The sequence below is a fragment of the Shinella sp. SUS2 genome (assembly GCF_001262505.1).
In the GTDB taxonomy this organism is placed as follows: Bacteria; Pseudomonadota; Alphaproteobacteria; order Rhizobiales; family Rhizobiaceae; genus Shinella.
The window spans coordinates 1-19,821 of sequence record NZ_KQ410742.1 but is presented as its reverse complement, the minus strand read 5'-3'; the positions used below and the strand labels follow the sequence as shown (position 1 = coordinate 19,821).

Annotated in this window: 14 protein-coding genes and 1 riboswitch; all 14 genes read left to right on the top strand. The window is 61.6% G+C overall.

All coding sequences use genetic code 11. The features are described from left to right. The first annotated feature begins 11 nt into the window (after positions 1–11). Positions 12–2,279 (top strand): phosphoenolpyruvate--protein phosphotransferase, encoded by a 2,268-nt coding sequence (ptsP, locus tag AKG11_RS26285; protein WP_050746067.1) that lies wholly within the window; start codon positions 12–14, stop codon positions 2,277–2,279. Between the two features lie 23 nt (positions 2,280–2,302). Next, the gene (gene prfA / locus AKG11_RS26280; protein ID WP_050746066.1) at positions 2,303–3,385 is read left to right on the top strand and encodes a peptide chain release factor 1; all 1,083 of its coding nucleotides are present in this window, start codon (positions 2,303–2,305) and stop codon (positions 3,383–3,385) included. Then, positions 3,382–4,254, top strand: coding sequence for a peptide chain release factor N(5)-glutamine methyltransferase (prmC, locus tag AKG11_RS26275; protein WP_050746065.1), 873 nt, complete (start codon positions 3,382–3,384; stop codon positions 4,252–4,254). Before prfA ends, prmC begins: the two co-directional genes overlap by 4 nt. 330 nt (positions 4,255–4,584) lie before the next feature. Further along, positions 4,585–5,289 (top strand): DUF4167 domain-containing protein, encoded by a 705-nt coding sequence (locus AKG11_RS26270; protein ID WP_050746064.1) that lies wholly within the window; start codon positions 4,585–4,587, stop codon positions 5,287–5,289. Positions 5,290–5,541: 252 nt separating this feature from the next. Beyond that, complete coding sequence (gene clpB, locus AKG11_RS26265) at positions 5,542–8,148, top strand: ATP-dependent chaperone ClpB (RefSeq protein ID WP_050746063.1); 2,607 nt, start codon at positions 5,542–5,544, stop codon at positions 8,146–8,148. Between the two features lie 145 nt (positions 8,149–8,293). After that, entirely contained in the window at positions 8,294–8,953 is a 660-nt protein-coding gene (locus AKG11_RS26260) for a thiamine diphosphokinase (RefSeq protein WP_050746118.1), read from the top strand. A 3-nt stretch (positions 8,954–8,956) separates the two neighbouring features. Beyond that, the gene (locus AKG11_RS26255) at positions 8,957–10,786 is read left to right on the top strand and encodes an ABC-F family ATP-binding cassette domain-containing protein (protein ID WP_023514142.1); all 1,830 of its coding nucleotides are present in this window, start codon (positions 8,957–8,959) and stop codon (positions 10,784–10,786) included. 130 nt (positions 10,787–10,916) lie between these two features. Next, on the top strand, positions 10,917–11,162 hold the full coding sequence (locus AKG11_RS26250; protein ID WP_023514141.1) for a hypothetical protein: 246 nt from the start codon (positions 10,917–10,919) through the stop codon (positions 11,160–11,162). A gap of 101 nt (positions 11,163–11,263) precedes the next feature. Further along, positions 11,264–11,341, top strand: a riboswitch (SAM riboswitch). A 60-nt stretch (positions 11,342–11,401) separates the two neighbouring features. Further along, positions 11,402–12,325, top strand: coding sequence for a homoserine O-acetyltransferase MetA (gene metA / locus AKG11_RS26245; protein WP_024271116.1), 924 nt, complete (start codon positions 11,402–11,404; stop codon positions 12,323–12,325). A gap of 3 nt (positions 12,326–12,328) precedes the next feature. Further along, positions 12,329–12,781 carry a GNAT family N-acetyltransferase gene (locus AKG11_RS26240; RefSeq protein ID WP_050746062.1) on the top strand — a complete coding sequence of 151 codons (453 nt, stop codon included), beginning with the start codon at positions 12,329–12,331 and terminating at the stop codon, positions 12,779–12,781. A gap of 97 nt (positions 12,782–12,878) precedes the next feature. Beyond that, positions 12,879–13,895 carry an aldose epimerase family protein gene (locus tag AKG11_RS26235; protein WP_050746061.1) on the top strand — a complete coding sequence of 339 codons (1,017 nt, stop codon included), beginning with the start codon at positions 12,879–12,881 and terminating at the stop codon, positions 13,893–13,895. A 141-nt stretch (positions 13,896–14,036) separates the two neighbouring features. After that, the gene (locus AKG11_RS26230) at positions 14,037–15,944 is read left to right on the top strand and encodes a methyl-accepting chemotaxis protein (RefSeq protein WP_050746060.1); all 1,908 of its coding nucleotides are present in this window, start codon (positions 14,037–14,039) and stop codon (positions 15,942–15,944) included. Positions 15,945–16,285: 341 nt separating this feature from the next. After that, on the top strand, positions 16,286–17,296 hold the full coding sequence (locus tag AKG11_RS26225; protein ID WP_050746059.1) for a helix-turn-helix domain-containing protein: 1,011 nt from the start codon (positions 16,286–16,288) through the stop codon (positions 17,294–17,296). Positions 17,297–17,760: 464 nt separating this feature from the next. After that, positions 17,761–19,800, top strand: coding sequence for a toll/interleukin-1 receptor domain-containing protein (locus tag AKG11_RS26220; RefSeq protein ID WP_156334139.1), 2,040 nt, complete (start codon positions 17,761–17,763; stop codon positions 19,798–19,800). The last annotated feature ends 21 nt before the right edge of the window (positions 19,801–19,821 follow it).

Below are 19,821 nucleotides of genomic sequence, written 5' to 3'. Positions count from 1 at the left end.
GACGCCACGCGATGAGAGACCTCTCCGCGGGTCCGCGCGTTCTTCTCAAGCGGCTGCGCGAACTCATGGCGGAGCCGCTTGAGCCGCAGGAGCGCCTTGACCAGATCGTGCGCCAGATCGCGCAGAACATGGTCGCGGAAGTGTGTTCCGTCTACGTGCTGCGCTCCGATGGCGTGCTCGAACTCTATGCGACCGAAGGTCTCAATCCCGGTGCCGTCCACCTTGCCCAGCTCAAGATGGGCCAGGGCCTCGTCGGCACGATTGCCGCGTCCGCGCGGCCCCTGAACCTTTCTGACGCGCAATCCCATCCCGCCTTCACATACCTGCCGGAAACGGGCGAAGAGATCTACCACTCCTTCCTCGGCGTTCCTATCTTGCGCACCGGCAGGGCGCTCGGCGTGCTTGTCGTGCAGAACAGGGCGAGCCGCACCTACCGCGAAGACGAGGTGGAGGCGCTCGAAACGACGGCGATGGTGATTGCGGAAATGGTGGCGACCGGCGAGCTGAAGAAGCTCACCAAGCCCGGCCTCGAGCTGGACCTGTCCCGCCCCGTCGCGATCGAAGGGGCGAGCTTCGGTGAGGGTATCGGTCTCGGTTATGTCGTGCTGCACGAGCCGCGCATCGTCGTCACGAACCTTTTGAACGAGGATTCCGAACACGAGCTCGGTCGCCTCGCCGAAGCGCTGGGGTCCTTGCGCATTTCCATCGACGACATGCTGTCGCGCCGCGAGGTGTCGATGGAGGGCGAGCACCGCGAGGTGCTGGAAACCTATCGCATGTTTGCGCATGACCGCGGCTGGGTGAGGAAGCTCGAAGAGGCGATCCGCAACGGCCTGACCGCGGAAGCGGCGGTCGAGCGCGTGCAGAGCGAGACCAAGGCGCGCATGATCCGCCTGACGGACCCGTACCTGCGCGAGCGCATGCACGATTTCGACGATCTCGCCAACCGGCTTCTGCGCCAGCTTACCGGCTATGGTGCGAAACTCTCGGCCAGCAGCTTCCCGAATGATGCGATCGTCGTTGCGCGCGCCATGGGGGCCGCGGAACTACTCGATTATCCGCGGGAGAACGTGCGCGGCCTGGTGCTCGAGGAGGGCGCCGTCACCAGCCATGTGGTGATCGTCGCGCGCGCCATGGGCATTCCGGTGGTCGGCCAGGCGGCGGGTGCCGTGGCGTTGGCGGAAAACGGCGATCCGATCATCATCGATGGTGACGACGGGCGGGTGCATCTGCGACCGCTGCCGGACCTCCAGCGCTCCTATGAGGAAAAGGTGCGCTTCCGCGCCCGCAGGCAGGAGCAGTACCGGGCGCTGCGCGCTGTCGAGCCCGTCACGAAGGACGGCCGCGCGATCAATCTCCAGATGAATGCGGGTCTGCTCGTCGACCTGCCGCATCTCAATGAATCCGGCGCATCCGGCATTGGCCTTTTCCGCACCGAGCTTCAGTTCATGATCGCCTCGACCATGCCGAAGGCCGAGGAGCAGGAGTCATTCTATCGCAACGTGCTGAAACATGCCGGCGGTCGGCCGGTGACGTTCCGCACGCTCGATATCGGCGGCGACAAGGTGGTGCCTTATTTCCGCGCGGCGGAGGAAGAAAACCCGGCGCTCGGCTGGCGGGCCATCCGCCTGTCGCTCGACCGGCCGGGCCTGCTGCGCACCCAGCTGCGTGCCATGCTGCGCGCTGCGGCGGGCGCCGACCTCCGGCTGATGCTGCCGATGGTGACCGAGGTTTCCGAATTGAAGGAGGTCCGCGACCTCTTGCAGAAGGAAATCCAGCGCCAGTCGAAGATCGGCGAGCAGTTGCCGAAGAAGCTGCAGTTCGGCGCCATGCTGGAAGTGCCGGCATTGCTCTGGCAGCTCGATGAGTTGATGGCGGAGGTCGATTTCGTCTCTGTCGGCTCGAACGATCTCTTCCAGTTCGCCATGGCGGTCGACCGTGGCAATGCCCGCGTCTCCGATCGGTTCGACACGCTCGGCCGGCCGTTCCTGCGAATCCTGCGCGATATCGTGCGCGCCGGCCTGCGCAACGACACGTTGGTGACGTTGTGTGGGGAAATGGCGAGCAAGCCGATCTCGGCCATGGCGCTGCTTGGCATCGGCTTCCGCTCGGTCTCGATGTCGCCGGCAGCGATCGGCCCGGTCAAGTCGATGCTGTTGTCGCTGGATGCGGCGAAACTCGAAGCGGTGCTGACACCGGCGCTCGACGATACCAGGCCGACGGCCTCGGTCCGCCAGATCCTTACTGACTTTGCGGCCGAGCACGGCGTTCCGCTTTGAATTTTTTGACGGGAGTTTGAACGGTGGCGAAGCTTCCCGTTGAAAAGATGCGTGAACTCGAGCGCCGTTTCGGCGAGATCGAGGCGCGCATGTCGGCGGGGCCGGATTCGGAGACCTATGTGCGTCTCGCCTCGGAATATTCCGAGCTCCAGCCGGTCGTGACGAAGATCCGCGAATACCAGAAGGTCAGCGGTGAGATCGCCGATCTCGACGTGCTGCTTGCCGACAAGGCGACGGACCGGGAGATGCGCGACCTTGCGGAAATGGAACTGCCAGAGCTGAAGGAGCGGTTGGAAGGCCTCGAAAAGGAGATGCAGATCCTGCTTCTCCCGAAGGATGCCGCCGACGAAAAGAGCGCGATCCTCGAAATCCGCGCCGGTACCGGCGGTTCGGAAGCTGCGCTTTTCGCCGGCGATCTTTTTCGTATGTACGAGCGGTATGCCGCGGCCCATGGCTGGAAGGTGGAGGTCCTGTCTTCCAGCGAAGGCGAGGCTGGCGGTTTCAAGGAAATCATCGCGACGATCACCGGGCGTGGCGTTTTCGCCAAGTTGAAGTTCGAATCGGGCGTGCACCGCGTCCAGCGCGTTCCGGAGACGGAGGCGAGCGGGCGCATCCACACCTCGGCGGCGACCGTCGCCGTGCTGCCGGAAGCAGAAGAGATCGATATCGAGATCCGGCCGGAGGATATCCGTATCGACACGATGCGCTCGTCAGGTGCCGGTGGCCAGCACGTCAACACGACCGACTCGGCCGTGCGTATCACCCACCTGCCGACTGGCCTCATCGTGACGAGTTCGGAAAAGTCACAGCACCAGAACCGCGCCAAGGCCATGCAGGTGCTGCGCTCACGGCTCTACGACATCGAGCGCCAGCGCGCGGAAAGCGAGCGCTCCGCCGATCGCAAGAGCCAGGTCGGTTCCGGGGACCGCTCCGAGCGTATCCGAACCTACAATTTCCCGCAGGGCCGTGTGACGGATCACCGCATCAACCTGACGCTCTACAAGCTCGACCGCATGATGGTCGGCGAGATCGACGAGGTGGTCGATGCGCTGGTCGCCGACTACCAGGCCGGCCTTCTGGCTCAGCTCGGCGAACAGGGCCGATGAGCGGTAAGACGCTTGCCGAGGTCCTGGCCACGGCGCGGCGCCGGTTAGCCGAAGCGGGGATCGTCGATGCTGCGGGCGACGCGCGAACGCTGCTTGTGGGCTTGCTGGGCCTGACGCCGACATCCTTCATAACGCGGGGTGATCAGCCTTTGGGGGAGGCCGAGCGGCAGACCATTGATGACGCGCTTGTCCGCCGCATCGCACGCGAGCCGGTCCACCGCATCCTTGGCCGCCGGGCCTTCTCGCGGCTCGACCTGGTGCTGTCGCCGGAGACGCTGGAGCCGCGGCCGGATACCGAAGTCCTCGTCGATGCGCTGGTGCCGCATGTGGAACGGATCGTGCGCGAGATGGGTGGTTGCCGGATTCTCGACCTTGGAACCGGAACAGGTGCGATCTGTCTTGCCCTTCTGGATCTCGTGCCAGTGGCGACCGGGATCGGCGCCGATCTTTCGGTCGGTGCCCTTGAAACGGCGCGGCGCAATGCCGATATCAATGGCATCGCCGACCGGTTTGAGACGGTCGAGAGCGACTGGTTTGCAGCCGTGACCGGGGTGTTCGACATCATCGTGTCAAATCCCCCCTATATCGTCAGTTCCGTGGTCGAAACGCTGGACGATGAGGTCCGGCTCCACGACCCGATGCTGGCACTGGATGGTGGAGACGACGGGCTCGATGCCTATCGCGCAATCGCTGCCGGCGCGGGCGCTCATCTAAAGGAAAACGGCCTGGTGGCCTACGAGATCGGCTACGACCAGAAAGACGCGGTCACGGCCATCATGCGCGAAAGCGGCTTCTCGCGGATCGACGCAATCCAGGATCTTGGCGGCAATGACCGTGTTCTTCTCTTTTCAAAGACGGCCGCCCTGTAATTTTGCTGCACAAGCGCAGCAAATTCTGCGGCTGCAAAGAAAAGGCTTGGAATCGGGAAGGAAGCGGGCTAGGTTGCGGGCACGCACTGGGCAAGCGGTCATGACACAAAGGATTCGTTCCTGCATGACCCGATCGCGAGGATTGCTCTCTCGAAGAGTTGCTAGGGTTGAAGACTGCCTAGTGCGGGTACCTGTTAATTTGACGTCTTACGGCGACAGGACCACCGACCGGCGTGGTTTGCCCGCGGGTAAGGACGCTTGATCTGGCATGGCCTGATCAAGCGTGCAGACACATGATCATCAAGACACGATACGTTAGGTGAGTGACATATGAGGCCAGGACAGCAAAACAAGCGCGGCCGCGGGCGTAACAACAACAATAATAACAACAATAACAATAACAACAATAACCACCGCAAGGGTGGCAATCCCCTGACGAGGACCTACGACAGTTCGGGTCCGGACGTGAAGATCAGGGGCACCGCCCAGCATATCGCCGAGAAATATTCAGCGCTTGCCCGGGACGCCCAGAGCGCCGGCGACCGCGTCATGGCGGAAAATTATCTGCAGCATGCCGAACACTACAACCGCATCATCGCAGCCGCTCAGGCGCAGATGCAGGAGCGCTTCCCGCGGGATGAGCGTTCGGACAATGCCGAGCGGACCGACTTTAATGACCGCGATGGTTTCGACCGGGATTCCGACGAATTCGATTCGGCGCCCGTCGATGAGCCCGCACCCGTTGCCGTCGCTGCGCCGGCTCCGGTCGCCAAGGCTCCTGTTGCCAAGGCCCCTGTCGCCGTCGAGCAGCCCGTTATCGATGGCACCGGCCCGCAGCCGGTGATCGAGGGTACGCCGGCTGAAGTTTCGCTCGAAGACGAAGCTGCAGCGCCTGCCACGGGCCGCGCGCCAGCCCGTCGCCGCAGCACGCCCCGCCCGCGCCGTCCGCGCCGCGGCGAGGCCGAGGCTGAGGCTGGCGGTGAGGGCGCACAGCCCGCCGGTGATGCCGCTCCGGCTCTCGAAGCCTCGGAATAACGGCATTTCGATACGGTAGAGGAACCCGGCCCCGTGCCGGGTTCTTGCGTTTTGCAAGGCGCCTGCGAAAAATCTCGACCGGTTGCCGGACGCTCCCTTTAATTCGGAAAAACCTCCACCATATTCGCTTCAGGCGATTGACCGGTCGCAAGGCCGGGCGGGTCGCATGTATGAAAGGTTCGCCTTGATGGGAGCCTTATCCTGAATCATCGACCGGTGCCTTGATGGGCCGGCCGAGTCCTGGAGGTAATGATGAACATTGAAAAATACTCCGAACGCGTTCGCGGTTTCCTGCAATCCGCCCAGACAAAGGCGCTTGCCGACGGCAACCCGCAGTTCACGCCTGAACACGTCCTGAAAGTGCTGCTCGACGACGACCAGGGCATGGCAACATCGCTGATCGAGCGTGCCGGCGGCAATGCGCGCGAAGCGCGGATCGCCAACGATGCCGCCCTTGCCAAGCAGCCGAAGGTGTCCGGCGGCAACGGTCAGGTCTATCTTTCCCAGCCGCTTGCAAAGGTATTCTCCACCGCCGAAGAGGCCGCGAAGAAGGCCGGCGACAGTTTTGTCACCGTCGAGCGCCTGCTTCTGGCACTTGCGATCGAAAAATCCGCGGCGACGTCCGAGATTCTTGCCAAGGCCGGTGTCACGGCGACCAAGCTCAACCAGGTCATCAACGACATCCGCAAGGGGCGCACCGCCGATACGGCGAGTGCGGAGCAGGGTTTCGATTCGCTCAAAAAGTTCGCCCGTGACCTCACCGCCGATGCGCGCGAAGGCCGGCTCGACCCCGTCATTGGCCGCGACGATGAAATCCGCCGCACGATCCAGGTCCTGTCGCGCCGCACGAAGAACAATCCCGTCCTCATCGGTGAACCCGGCGTCGGCAAGACGGCGATCGCCGAGGGTCTTGCCTTGCGCATCGTCAACGGCGATGTGCCGGAGAGCCTCAAGGACAAGAAGCTGATGGCGCTCGATATGGGCGCGCTGATCGCCGGTGCGAAGTATCGCGGCGAGTTCGAGGAGCGTCTGAAGGCTGTCCTTGCCGAAGTGCAGGCGGAAGACGGCGAGATCATCCTGTTCATTGACGAGATGCACACGCTTGTCGGCGCCGGCAAGGCGGATGGGGCGATGGACGCCTCCAACCTGCTGAAGCCCGCGCTTGCCCGCGGTGAACTGCACTGCGTCGGTGCGACCACGCTCGATGAATACCGCAAGCATGTCGAAAAGGACGCGGCCCTTGCCCGTCGGTTCCAGCCCGTGATGGTGGACGAGCCGACTGTCGAGGACACGATCTCGATCCTGCGCGGCCTGAAGGAGAAGTACGAGCAGCACCACAAGGTCCGGATCTCCGATTCGGCTCTCGTTGCCGCCGCGACCCTTTCCAACCGCTACATCACGGATCGCTTCCTGCCGGACAAGGCGATCGACCTGATGGACGAAGCCGCCTCGCGGCTGCGTATGCAGGTCGATTCCAAGCCGGAAGAGCTCGACGAACTCGACCGCCGTATCATTCAGCTGAAGATCGAGCGCGAAGCCCTGAAGAAGGAAACCGACCGCTCGTCGCAGGACCGGCTTGAAAAGCTCGAAGTCGATCTTGCCGCGATCGAGGAGGAAGCCTCTGCGCTCACCGCGCGCTGGCAGGCGGAAAAGTCGAAACTCGGCCGCGCCGCCGACCTCAAGCGCCAGCTCGACGAGCTGCGCAACGAACTCGCCATTGCGCAGCGCAAGGGTGAGTTCCAGCGCGCCGGCGAGCTCGCCTACGGCATCATCCCGAAGCTCGAAAAGGAGCTGGAGGAGGCTGAAGGTCGCGATGCCGGTGATGTCGATCCGATGGTACAGGAGGTCGTGACCCCCGACAACATCGCCCATGTGGTCTCCCGCTGGACGGGCATTCCCGTGGACAAGATGCTGGAGGGCGAGCGCGACAAGCTCCTGCGCATGGAGGACGAACTCGGCAAGTGGGTCGTCGGGCAGGGCGACGCCGTTCAGGCAGTCTCCCGTGCCGTGCGTCGCGCGCGTGCCGGCCTTCAGGATCCGAACCGGCCGATCGGCTCGTTCATCTTCCTCGGCCCGACCGGCGTCGGCAAGACGGAGTTGACCAAGGCGCTCGCCCGCTTCCTCTTCGACGACGAGACGGCGATCCAGCGCATGGACATGTCGGAATACATGGAGAAGCACTCGGTGGCCCGGCTGATCGGCGCGCCTCCCGGTTATGTCGGCTATGAGGAAGGCGGTGCGCTCACCGAATCCGTTCGCCGCCGGCCTTATCAGGTCGTGCTGTTCGACGAGATCGAGAAGGCGCATCCTGACGTCTTCAACGTGCTCCTGCAGGTCCTCGACGACGGCCGCCTGACCGATGGCCAGGGCCGCACCGTGGACTTCCGCAACACGATGATCATCATGACCTCCAATCTCGGCGCGGAATATCTTACCGCGCTCGGCGAGAACGAGGACAGTGACAGCGTGCGCGACCAGGTCATGGATGTGGTGAAGATGGCATTCCGGCCTGAGTTCCTGAACCGGGTGGACGAGATCATCCTCTTCCATCGCCTCAAGCGGTCGGAAATGGGTGCGATCGTCGATATCCAGCTGGCGCGGCTGCGCAAGCTCCTGGTCGATCGCAAGATCGTTCTCGACCTTGACGAGGAGGCTGTGCACTGGCTGGCCGAAAAGGGGTATGATCCGGTCTATGGTGCACGCCCCCTGAAGCGCGCGATCCAGAAGCATCTTCAGGACCCGTTGGCGGAAAAGATCCTCGCCGGCGACATCCCCGACGGTTCGACCGTCAAGGTGACCGCCGGTTCCGACCGGCTGCTCTTCTCCCCGCGGGGTGCCGCGGTGAGCAACGCCGCCTGATACGGCTACGATCCTTATAAAATCGAAGCGCGGGTTCTGCCCGCGCTTCTTGCGTTTCGTGTCCCTCCTGCCGGCTGTTCCCTGTCTTCGAATGCAAAATCTTTCCCTTTCTGGGGAACATGCGCTAAGGGCATCAGCCATGACCATGCCGGTATCGACAGACCCGAAATTCGTCGTCCTTCTAGGAGGCGCGCTCGCCGTGACGCCGCGTCTTCGCACGGACGTGGCTGGCGCGCGCGTTATTGCGGCGGATGGCGGCATGCGGCATGCGCAAAGCCTCGGCGTTGTGCCCGAACTCTGGGTGGGCGATTTCGATTCGACCTCGCCGGAGCTTGTCGCCGCCTGGCCGCAGGTCGAGCGCCAGCCCTATCCCGCTGCCAAGAACGAAACCGACGGGGCGCTTGCTGTTGCGGTCGCGACCGAGCGCGGGGCGCATACTATCCTGCTTGCCGGCGCACTCGGCGGGGAGCGCAGCGACCATGCGCTGATGCATCTCCTGCACGCCGTCTTCCTGGAAGAGCAGGGCTCTACCATCAAGCTCACGTCGGGCGAGGAGGAGGCCTGGCCACTGCTGCCGGGCCGCCGCGCCATCGATCTTCCGAAAGGCAGTCTCTTCTCCATTCTCGGCCTTGCCCCGCTTTCGGGCCTCACCATCGACAATGCGCGCTATCCGCTGAAGGACTTTTCGCTGCCCTTCGGTTCGTCGCGCACCATTTCCAATGTGGCGGAAGGTCCGATCCGCCTTTCGCTTGCGACCGGCCGCGCCATTCTCATCGCCCGGCCCTACGACCTTTCAGGAGCCTGACCCTTGGCACCGCCTATTCTCAAACTCGACGACATTTTCCTCAGCTTCGGCGGCACGCCGCTGCTTGCCGGCGCCAGCCTGCAGGTGGAGCCGGGCGACCGCATCTCTCTCGTCGGCCGCAACGGTTCGGGCAAGTCGACGCTGATGAAGATCGCCGCCGGCCTTGCCGAAGCGCAGTCCGGCGAGGTCTTCCGCCATCCTTCCGCGACGATCCGTTACCTGCACCAGGCGCCGGATTTCGATGGCTACGACACGGTTGCGGCCTATGCGGAGGCGGGCCTCGGGCCGAGTGACGATCCCTACCGCGTCACCTACCTGCTCGAACATCTTGGGCTCAACGGCAGCGAGGATCCCAAGTCGCTGTCGGGCGGCGAGGCGCGCCGGGCGGCGCTGGCCCGGGTGATGGCGCCCGAACCGGATATTCTCCTCCTCGACGAGCCGACCAACCATCTCGACCTTCCGACTATCGAATGGCTGGAAGGCGAGTTGCAGTCGACCCGCTCGGCCCTCGTCGTCATCTCGCACGACCGTCGTTTCCTCGAAAAGGTGTCCAACGCCACCGTCTGGCTCGATCGTGGCCAGTCGCGGCGGCTCAACCGCGGCTTCGGTCATTTCGAGGCCTGGCGCGACGAGGTGCTGGAGGCCGAGGAGCTGGAGCAGCACAAGCTGGGCAAGGCGATCGAGCGCGAGGAGCACTGGCTGCGTTACGGCGTTACCGCCCGGCGCAAGCGCAACATGCGCCGCCTCGGTGCGCTTCACGATCTGCGCGCCCGCTATCGCGGCCACAAGGGGCCACAGGGGAGCGTACAGGCCAGCGCTTCCGATGCGCAGGAATCCGGCAAGCTGGTCATCGAGGCGGAAAAGATCACCAAGACCTATGGCGAGCGCACAATTGTCGCGCCGTTCTCTATCCGCGTCCACCGCGGCGACTGTATCGGTCTCGTCGGCCCGAACGGTGCGGGCAAGACGACGCTGCTCAAGATGCTCACCGGCGAGCTCGAGCCCGACAGCGGCACGGTGAAACTCGGCACGAACCTGGAAATCGCCACGCTCGACCAGCGTCGCGAGGACCTGAATCTCGATGACACGCTTGCCCATTATCTCACGGACGGGCGCGGCGAGACACTGCTCGTCAACGGCGAGCAGCGGCACGTCACCGGCTACATGAAGGAGTTTCTGTTCCAGCCCGAGCAGGCCCGCACACCCATCCGCAACCTTTCAGGCGGTGAGCGTGCGCGCCTGATGCTGGCACGCATCCTGTCGCGGCCGACGAACCTTCTCATCCTCGACGAGCCGACCAACGACCTCGACATCGAGACGCTCGACCTGTTGCAGGAAATCGTCGCCGGTTTTGCCGGCACTGTGCTGCTCGTCAGCCACGACCGCGACTTCCTCGACCGCACCGTAACCTCGACCATCGCGCCGGCCGACCCGGAAAACCCGGATGGCCGCTGGATCGAATATGCCGGCGGCTATTCCGACATGATGGCGCAGCGTCGCGGCGCAATCGAGGAGAAACGCAAGGCGGAAAAGGCCGAGAAGGCGAGGGCCGCCGAGGCGTCATCCGCCGCGGCCCCGGCGGAAAGCAAGGGTAAGGCAAAGCTCTCCTACAAGCAGAAATTCGCCCTCGAGAACCTGCCGAAGGAAATGGAGAAGGCGGAGAAGGAGATCGCCGCGCGCGAGGCGAAGATGGCCGACCCGGCCCTCTTCACCAAGGATCCCGCCACCTTCAACAAGCTGGCGGCGGAGATGGAGAAGCTGCGCCATTCGCTGACGGCGATGGAAGAGGAATGGCTGGAGCTGGAGATGCTGCGCGAGGAGCTGGAGGGCTAGGAAACCTTGAAATCATGGATGTCGGCGCCGTGTTCCATCCGAAACAGCGCTGCGTCCTGGTCCATGAGACAGTCTGATCACTGGATGAGAGGAGTTCATCCTGTAACCCGAAAGAGATCAGGAGAGTCCCATGCGCAAGTTCATCATCTCGGCCGTCGTCGCCGTCGTCGCAGCCGTTTCCTTCGCCGCCCCGTCCGAGGCCGGTTACTATGGCTACGGCCACAAGAGCTACGGCTGGAAGAGCTATGGCCACGGCCACCACGGCTACAGGAAGCACTATCGCGTCAAGCGCCACTATGGCCACTATGGCCATCGCTGGGGCGGCGACTGGGGCGGCAAGGTCTACTACAAGAAGCGCTACTACAGCTACTACTGAGCTGCCCGACTTCTCTCAAGCAGCAAGGCCTGGATGCCAGCCGCATCCGGGCCTTGCCCGTTTCCGGGCATGGATTGATTCGTGGCGCAAGGAGCGCTATTTAAACGCCTCGTGGTGATTTGGCCGGCCGGCTTGCAGCCACGTTAAACAAGTCGCTAAAGGGCCGCGCGAGGAAAAACCTTCCGTGGGCCGGTTGCGACACTGTTGCGGCCGGTTTTTGTTTTTCGATCGAGTGAGACATGCCCATCAAGATTCCCGATACGCTCCCCGCCTTCGAAACCCTCGTTCACGAGGGCGTGCGGGTGATGACCGAGACGGTGGCGATCCGGCAGGATATCCGCCCCTTGCAGATCGGGCTTCTCAATCTCATGCCGAACAAGATCAAGACGGAAGTGCAGATGGCGCGCCTCGTCGGCGCCTCGCCGCTGCAGGTCGAGCTGTCGCTGGTGCGCGTCGGCGGCCACCGGGCGAAGAACACGTCGGAAGAACACCTGCTTGCCTTCTACGACACGTGGGAGGAGGTGCGGCATCGCAAGTTCGACGGTTTCATCATCACCGGCGCGCCGATCGAGCTGCTGGATTATGAGGACGTCACCTATTGGGACGAGATGAAGCAGATCCTCGACTGGACGAAGACCAATGTCCACTCGACGCTGAATGTCTGCTGGGGCGCCATGGCGGCGATCTACCATTTCCACGGCGTGCCGAAGCACACGCTGGAGGAAAAGGCCTTCGGCGTCTACCGTCATCACAATCGCAAGCCTTCCTCGGTCTATCTCAACGGCTTCTCCGATAATTTCGAGGTGCCGGTCTCGCGCTGGACGGAGATCCGCATCGAGGATATCCGGGCGGTGCCGGAGCTCGACATCCTGCTTGATTCCGACGAGACGGGTGTCTGCCTCGTGCGGGAGCAGGCTGGAAACCGTCTCTACATCTTCAACCATGTGGAATATGATTCCACCTCGCTCGCCGACGAATATTTCCGCGATGTCTCGGCCGGCGTGCCGATCAAGCTGCCGAAGAACTATTTCCCGCATAACGATCCGTCGTTGCCGCCGCAGAACCGCTGGCGCGGCCATGCACATCTGCTCTTCGGCAACTGGATCAATGAAATCTACCAGACCACGTCCTATGACCTGGAAAAGATCGGAACAGGAGCCTGACCCATGAGCGGTGTCGTCATTCGCCCATTGCACAAGGATGATGAAGGCGAATGGCGGCGTCTGTGGACCGCCTATCTCGCTTTCTACGAGACGGTGCTGCCGGAGGAGATCTACGCTACCACCTTTGCCCGGCTGACGGGCGAGGGGGCGGAGGGCGAATATCGCGGCCTCCTCGCCACGCTCGACGGCAAGCCCGTGGGCCTTGCGCATTACCTGTTCCACCGCTCCTGCTGGACGGTCGGCAATGTCTGCTACCTGCAGGACCTCTTCGCCGATCCTGGCGTGCGCGGCTCCGGTATCGGCCGGGCGCTGATCGAGGGCGTCTATGCCAAGGCGAGGGAAGCAGGCTCGCCTGAGGTCTACTGGATGACGCAGGAGTTCAATTCGACGGCGCGCCAGCTCTATGATCGCATCGCCGACAAGACCCCCTTCATCATCTACCAGAAGTCCTTCTGAGCAGGGCGACAGAAAAGTCATACTTTTCGATTGCGAATGGAGGGGAATTGCAGCAGGTTGCCGCGCGAGACCGGGCGACCAGCGGAGGAGAGCGGGTGTGGGCAGCCGAAATGAAATCTTCGGGCGATTGGAGAACGGCGAACCGGTCGAGCGCATCCGCCTAGTCGGCGGCGGTCTGACGGCGCATGTCCTCACCTGGGGCGCCGTCATTCAGGATCTGCGGCTCGAAGGGCATCCCGCGCCACTGGTTCTCGGTTTCGAGGACCTTGCCGGCTATCTCGACCACTCGCCCTATTTCGGGGCGACGCCTGGTCGTTGCGCCAACCGTATCAAGGGTGGGCGCTTCTCGATCGACGGCGTGGATTTCCGGCTTGAATGCAACGAAGGTGGCGTCACCCATCTGCACGGCGGTAGCGATGGCATCGCCCGGCAGAACTGGCGGATTGCCGCACAAAGTCCGGACTTCGTCACCCTGTCGATGATCGATCCAGCCGGCCGCGCGGGCTATCCCGGCACCTGTGCCATTTCCTGCACTTACCGGCTTGCCGGTGACGGCGTGCTCTCTGTCGTCTACGAGGCGACGACGGATGCGCCGACCCCCGTCAACCTCTGCCAGCACAGCTATTTCAACCTCGACGGCGGGGCAGATGCGCTCGGCCATGAGATTCGTCTTGCGGCGGAGCACTACCTGCCCGTTGACGAAAGGTTGATACCGACCGGTGACGTCCGCCCGGTCGCCGGCACGCCCTTCGATCTGCGGCAATGGACGCCGCTGGACCGGCAGACGCAGGACGGCGGGATCGCCTTCGACCACAATTTCTGCCTCTCGTCTGAGCGGCAGGCGAAACGGCCGGTGATCGAGGTCCGCAGTCCGCAGTCCGGTGTTTCGCTGGCGGTGCTGACCACCGAGCCGGGTGTGCAGCTCTATAGCGGTGCCCATGTCGCCCCGGCCGCCCCGGGGCTGGAGGGCCGCCGCTACGGGGCTTTCGCCGGTTTCTGCCTCGAAACCCAGGTCTGGCCGGATGCCGTCAACCATGGCCATTTCCCGAATGCCGTTCTCCGGCCCGGTGAAACGTTGCGGCAGGAGACGGATTACATTTTCCGCAAGGGGTGAAATCCTAGATTGTGGTGCCGGAAGGCAATAAAATCGAAACCTTTGTGCCTGAAAAACCAATCTCAGGACCCGGCATGATGCGGGGTTGTGCGGGATTGAACGCGCCAGGACAGCGCCGGTCGCCCTCAGGGGACGTTGTCCATGAAAATCTCGGATCTCTCCATTTCCAGAAAAGTTGGTCTTCTCGTGCTCTTGATGGGCATCGCCGCCGGCACGATCGCTGCTGTCGGAGGCGGGGGTCTGCGGGCACTCGGCGCGGCGTTTCAGGACACCGGCGGACGGGAGGAAGTGGCGCGGGAAGCCATGGACCTGCGCATCGACGTCATCGCGATCAGCCGCATGACCTACCAACTGGCGCTTGCACCGGAAAAGGCCGCAGACTTTGCCGCCGAGACGGAAAAGCGCGCCAAGGAAATGCTCGATCGCCTGCCGAAGATCGCCTCGACTGCCGATGCGGAGGAGGCAAAGCTGCTCGATGGCGTGCGCGCATCGCTGGCGCCCTATTTCGAAGATATCCGGGCCATGGTGGCCGTTGCCGGCTCGCCGCAGGGCCAGGACCGTGCCGTCATGCTAGCCGCGCTCGACAAGGCGCTGGAGGGGCAGAAGGCCGTTACCGTTGCGCTCAAGCTCTACACTACCCATTCGGCCGAAACGCTTTCGCAATCGCGCGCCGATGCCATCGCGCGCTCGACGACGACGCAGGTCGTGCTTCTGGCCACTGCCTTCATCTGTATCGTCGCGGGTATGCTGCTCAGCACGCTGCTCGCCCGCACCGGCATCGTCCGCCCGATCCAGCTTCTGACCGGCGTGATGTCCAATCTTGCGGCCGGCAAGCTTGACGACGCCATTCCCTGCACGGAGCGCAAGGACGAGATCGGCGCCATGGCGCGCACGCTCGATGTCTTCCGCGCCAACGAAGCGCATATGCGCGAGATGGAGGCGCAGGAAGCTGCCCTGCAGACACAGAGCAGGGACCTGCAGTCGAATATCAGCACGATCGTGGCCGCCGCCGCTGCGGGCGACTTCACCCGCCGCATCACCAAGGCCTATGAGGACGAGGACCTTCGCCGCTTCGCCGCCGGTGTCAACGAACTGGTCGAGAATGTCGACCGGGGCGTCAGCGAAGTGCGCCGCGTGATCGCCTCGCTCTCCCATGCCGACCTGACGCAGGAAATGGCCGGTCATTTCCAGGGCGATTTCGCGGAGCTCCAGGCGAATGTCAACGGCGCCATGCTGACGCTGCGCAGCACGATGACAGGCATCCTTTCCACTGCCGGCACCATTACCGGCAATTCACGCGAGCTTTCGGCCGCCGCTGACCAGCTCGCCCATCGCACGGAGCAGCAGGCGGCCTCGCTGGAGGAAACCGCTGCCGCGCTCGAGGAAATCACCACGACGGTGAAGACCTCGACGACTCGTGCGCTCGAAGCCTCCGAGATCGTGCGCGAGACCAAGCACAGCGCGGAAAAGTCCGGCGGCATCGTGCAGGACGCCATCGATGCCATGGGGCGCATCGAGCAGTCGTCGCAGAAGATCAACCAGATCATCTCCGTCATCGACGAGATCGCCTTCCAGACGAACCTCCTGGCGCTGAACGCCGGCGTCGAGGCTGCCCGTGCGGGCGAGGCAGGCCGCGGCTTTGCGGTCGTCGCCCAGGAAGTGCGCGAGCTCGCCCAGCGCTCGGCCAATGCTGCCAAGGAGATCAAGACGCTGATCAACGCTTCGGCGGGCGAGGTGAAGGGTGGCGTGGCGCTGGTGCTGTCGACCGGTGACGTGCTCTCGGAAATCAAGGACCTCGTCAATCGCGTCAACGACCATGTCGTCTCGATTACCCGGGCGGCACAGGAACAGTCTGCGGCGCTCGGCGAAATCAACACGGCCGTCAACCAGATGGACCAGATGACCCAGCAGAACGCTACGATGGTGGAGGAGACGACGGCGGCGAGCCAGGTGCTTGCCAACGAAGCCGCCCAGCTCCAGGCTGCGCTCTCGCAATTCCACATCGGCGACGGCCGGGGCAGCGCCACCTACCAGCGCCGAGCCGCATAAGGTCTTTCCGTATCATACGCCCAAGGGCCAGCGACCGGGATCGGTCCTGGCCCTTCGTCCTTGTCGGGGTGCTGGACGTCTTCTTCGGGCCGTCCCAGAGGGCACTGTTCGCGCTGTTTGCGTTCGGCGTGATGCTCGTCCACATGTTTCCTGCGCACTGGCTCGGCGGACCGGAAACAGGGAAAGAGCAGATATCGAAACCTCGGCTTGCAGGCCCACCGGTCGGTAAATCCACGCCACGATCGCACCTTCGTCATGTCCTCAATCGCGTTTGAGGTCGCCCTTGACCGCGATTGGCATCATGATGATCGCCAACAACGCCAACGGATTCATGCTGCCCCGTGCTCTTCGTTCCCCTGCCTTTCGTCGTCGCCCTCCTGCTCCTCTCCCGCTTCGTCGCGCTCCTGCGCCAGCAGGATGGCGGCAATCGGCCGTTCCTGGCCTTGATCGCCCTCTGCATCCTGCAGTCGGTCGCCGTCGGCCTGCGCTGGGGCTATGATGTGTCGGCGGCGCGATATGTCCTGCCCGTGCTGGCGGGTGGCCTGCCGCCGCTGGTGCTGGCGAGCTTTCAGAGCTTGATCCACCGCGACCGGGCGGAGATTCCCTGGCTCAATGCTGCGCCGCCGGTGCTCATCCTCGCCCTTCTGGTGTTTGCGCCCTATCTCATCGATGGCGCACTCGTCGTCATCTTCGTTGGCTATGCCATCATCCTGCTGCGGCTCGCCTATGCCGGGCCCGACGGGTTGGACGAGGCGCGGCTCGATGGCGCAGCCGGCGCCCACAAGGCGCTTCTGATTGCTGCGGGTTCACTTTGCCTCTCTGCCTCTTTCGATATTGCCGTACTGCTCGATTTCGAATGGAGCCGGGGCGAGAACGTGCCGATGCTCGTCGGCAATGCCAATCTGCTCGTTCTCTTCCTTGTCGGTGTCACTGCGACGGTCGCAGCACGCGCCCATGCCCTGCCATCTGTTCCCGAGGAAAGGGACGAGGGTAGCGGGACGAACGAGCGGGACCGAGACGTGATGGAGCGGATTGATCGGCTTCTCTCGGAGCAGAAACTGTTCCGTGACGAAAATCTGACGCTTGCGCGCCTTGCCCGACGGGCGAGCGTTCCGGCCCGGCAGATTTCCGGTGCGATCAACCGTCTGACCGGCAGGAATGTCTCGCAATACATCAATGATTTCCGCATCGCCGAGGCCTGCCGGCTGCTGCGCGACACCGATATGCCGGTGATTTCGGCCATGCTCGAATCAGGCTTCCAGACCAAATCGAACTTTAATCGAGAATTCCGTCGGGTCACCGCCCGCAGCCCCGCCACCTGGCGCGCCGAAAACCGGCCACCATCGCCGTGAGCCAGCTGACATTCTCATTGGGGAAAACACAAAAGCCTCGGCGAACCGAGGCTTTGGACCATTGGAAAGAATGGAGCGGGTGAAGCGATTCGAACGCTCGACCCCAACCTTGGCAAGCAAAGAATTATTCTGTTCGCGCATTCCGTGTCTATATCGCACAGTTCACTGGAGTGCGCAAGAGTGCGCGTTTCGGCGGGCTCGGCGATCTCGCTCCATGTTGAACTGCGCAGCACCTCTGCGAAACGGAAAGCAATCGCACGAAGCAGTAACACGGTAACCTCGCAGTGACCGGAACATCAAAGGGGCGTGATGAACAACACTCCATGCACAGGTCACATCAAAACGCCGAGTTCCATCTTACGAGCTACTCTCGTGGCCGATTAGTTGAAATAGTCATTAGGGGGTGTAGCAATCTTTCATAGGTTCATCGTACAGTTGCGCATACCTTCAATCACAGGTGCTTCATGACGACCGAAAGCCTTAAAGGAACAATCTTTTTATCCCACTCCAATAAAAATAAGAGCTTCGTGGAGAAGGTAGTAAATTCGCTTGACGCTTCCAATACGTTTTACGACATAAAGTCGATGGACGCAGGGCAGCAGACACTGGAGGCGATGAAGTCAGGCATCGAATCGACGGCGGTGTTTGTCCTTTTTCATTCGGTTGAAGGTCACAGCCCATGGGTAGACTTAGAAAAATCATTGGCAGAAATACATTCAATTATTAATCCTGCGACAAGGGTGCTTGTATGTCCACTTGGAGACGCCAGTTACCAAACTCTACCACCGTGGATGTCGAGATATTTCACCACAACCCCCGCATTCAAGCCTAACGACATCGCGCGCACGATCAGGCATCTATACCAGAAGTATTTGGATGAACTTCACCCTGACTTGGTGAGACAGCATCCTGGACGTGAAACTCTTCAACGGGAGATAAGCCTAGCGTTGATGCGATCTTCGGCGGCAACCGGTAAAGTCGTGAATGCCGTCGTACTCACAGGCGTGCAGGGAATGGGCAGGGGCACGTTGGCTGCGGACCTCGTCAGGGATGCCTACCGCGGGATGCGGCAGGCCGGCCCCGTGTTCGAGGTTCCCCCTGGTGGCGACGGAACTGATTGGCACCTCCAGTTTTTTTCTGATCTAGCTGGCGGCCTTACCAGTGATCAAGCTGAAGAGCAAAAGCTGGCATTCGCCTCTCTATCATATCAAGAGCAGGCGACATTTTTGCTTAAGTCTTTGGAGCATTGGGCAGCTCTCAATCAGGTCGTGACAATAAGACATAGGTGGGGACTAAGAAATAAGGGCAACACCCTCCCGCCTTGGTTCAAAGAACTACTCATCCAACTCCAAACGAGGCCGCAAATTAGACTGATCCTCATTTCGGAAAGGCAGTTGCCACGCGCGGAGGTTGAGGCTCTTGGAAACGTCCAGCAGTTTCATCTGGAAGAACTGGATGAAGCGACCATTCAATTTATCTTAACTCTACGTGTCACGCCAAGGTTTCTTGATCCTTTACGTCTTCCGGAGATCGCCGAGAAGATCAACGGTCATCCGGCCACAGCAAATTTCACTGCGTACTTGATTAACAGTGGAAGAAGTATGGAGTCTCTCGCGCTGGCACCGGATGCAGTCCTCGCCTTCCAAGATAAAGTCCTTCAGGAACTGTATGAAAAGAATGTATTGTCAGAAATACAGAAGAGAATATTGAAGCTATTGAGTTGGTTTCCGAGGCTTTCAACTTCAATAATCTGCGAAGCTTTCAGCGAGACCTCCAAGCAAACCGTAGTTGAAGAACTTTGGGAAATGTCAGATTTCTCGCTCGTTGATCAATCTGAGGGAGGGAAATACAAGGTTCCCGCAGTTGTCTCGAGCACATATAGGAGAAAGCAAAATACAATTGATGTAGAAATATTTGAAAAGATAGCCGCTATTTTAAAGAATCAATTCGATGAGGATCGCCTCGATTACGATCTCATTGAGTCCCTGCTTCTGGCTATCATCTCCGCTGGCGAAACTATCTCACCGAAACTCCTTCAAATTTTGACGCCAGGCCGGATAGAGCCTGTAGTTGAAAGTTTGTATTACGAGGGAATATCAGCCGGAGGAGAACTTGCGAAGGTGTCGTTTAATCGTTGCCACGCTCTTTCCAAGTTGGCGATGAGCATGAAGGGGTCGGATGACAGTATAGAAAATATTCTTTTCTTCGGAGCTGACGCGAAAGTTAGGCTTGGAGTTAGGCCGGATGATATGATTGAATTCATGAGGCGAAAAGCATTCGTTACCGCAGAATATATAGACGCAAGTTATTTATTCCATTCGAACAGAGATTTTGACACCGCCTCAAATATACTATCAAAGAGCCTGCAAGCGGCCGGCTTCAAGATACGCAATGTTAGACTGCTTACGAGGATATATCTTCGCACGGGCCAGTTTCAATCAGCGCTTGAGAGTCTGACTCGAAAAGCCTTCAACGATATCGGTACCTTGCAAGTCGCCTTGTGATCAGGCGAATGTGGGCGATGA

What these genes read in the sequence shown, in the direction of transcription:
- clpB (WP_050746063.1), top strand. Translation starts at nt 5,542, where the DNA reads ATGAACATTGAAAAATACTCCGAACGCGTTCGCGGTTTCCTGCAATCC.
- AKG11_RS26270 (WP_050746064.1), top strand. Translation starts at nt 4,585, where the DNA reads ATGAGGCCAGGACAGCAAAACAAGCGCGGCCGCGGGCGTAACAACAAC.
- AKG11_RS26230 (WP_050746060.1), top strand. Translation starts at nt 14,037, where the DNA reads ATGAAAATCTCGGATCTCTCCATTTCCAGAAAAGTTGGTCTTCTCGTG.
- AKG11_RS26220 (WP_156334139.1), top strand. Translation starts at nt 17,761, where the DNA reads ATGACGACCGAAAGCCTTAAAGGAACAATCTTTTTATCCCACTCCAAT.
- ptsP (WP_050746067.1), top strand. Translation starts at nt 12, where the DNA reads ATGAGAGACCTCTCCGCGGGTCCGCGCGTTCTTCTCAAGCGGCTGCGC.
- AKG11_RS26240 (WP_050746062.1), top strand. Translation starts at nt 12,329, where the DNA reads ATGAGCGGTGTCGTCATTCGCCCATTGCACAAGGATGATGAAGGCGAA.
- AKG11_RS26250 (WP_023514141.1), top strand. Translation starts at nt 10,917, where the DNA reads ATGCGCAAGTTCATCATCTCGGCCGTCGTCGCCGTCGTCGCAGCCGTT.
- AKG11_RS26260 (WP_050746118.1), top strand. Translation starts at nt 8,294, where the DNA reads ATGCCGGTATCGACAGACCCGAAATTCGTCGTCCTTCTAGGAGGCGCG.
- prmC (WP_050746065.1), top strand. Translation starts at nt 3,382, where the DNA reads ATGAGCGGTAAGACGCTTGCCGAGGTCCTGGCCACGGCGCGGCGCCGG.
- metA (WP_024271116.1), top strand. Translation starts at nt 11,402, where the DNA reads ATGCCCATCAAGATTCCCGATACGCTCCCCGCCTTCGAAACCCTCGTT.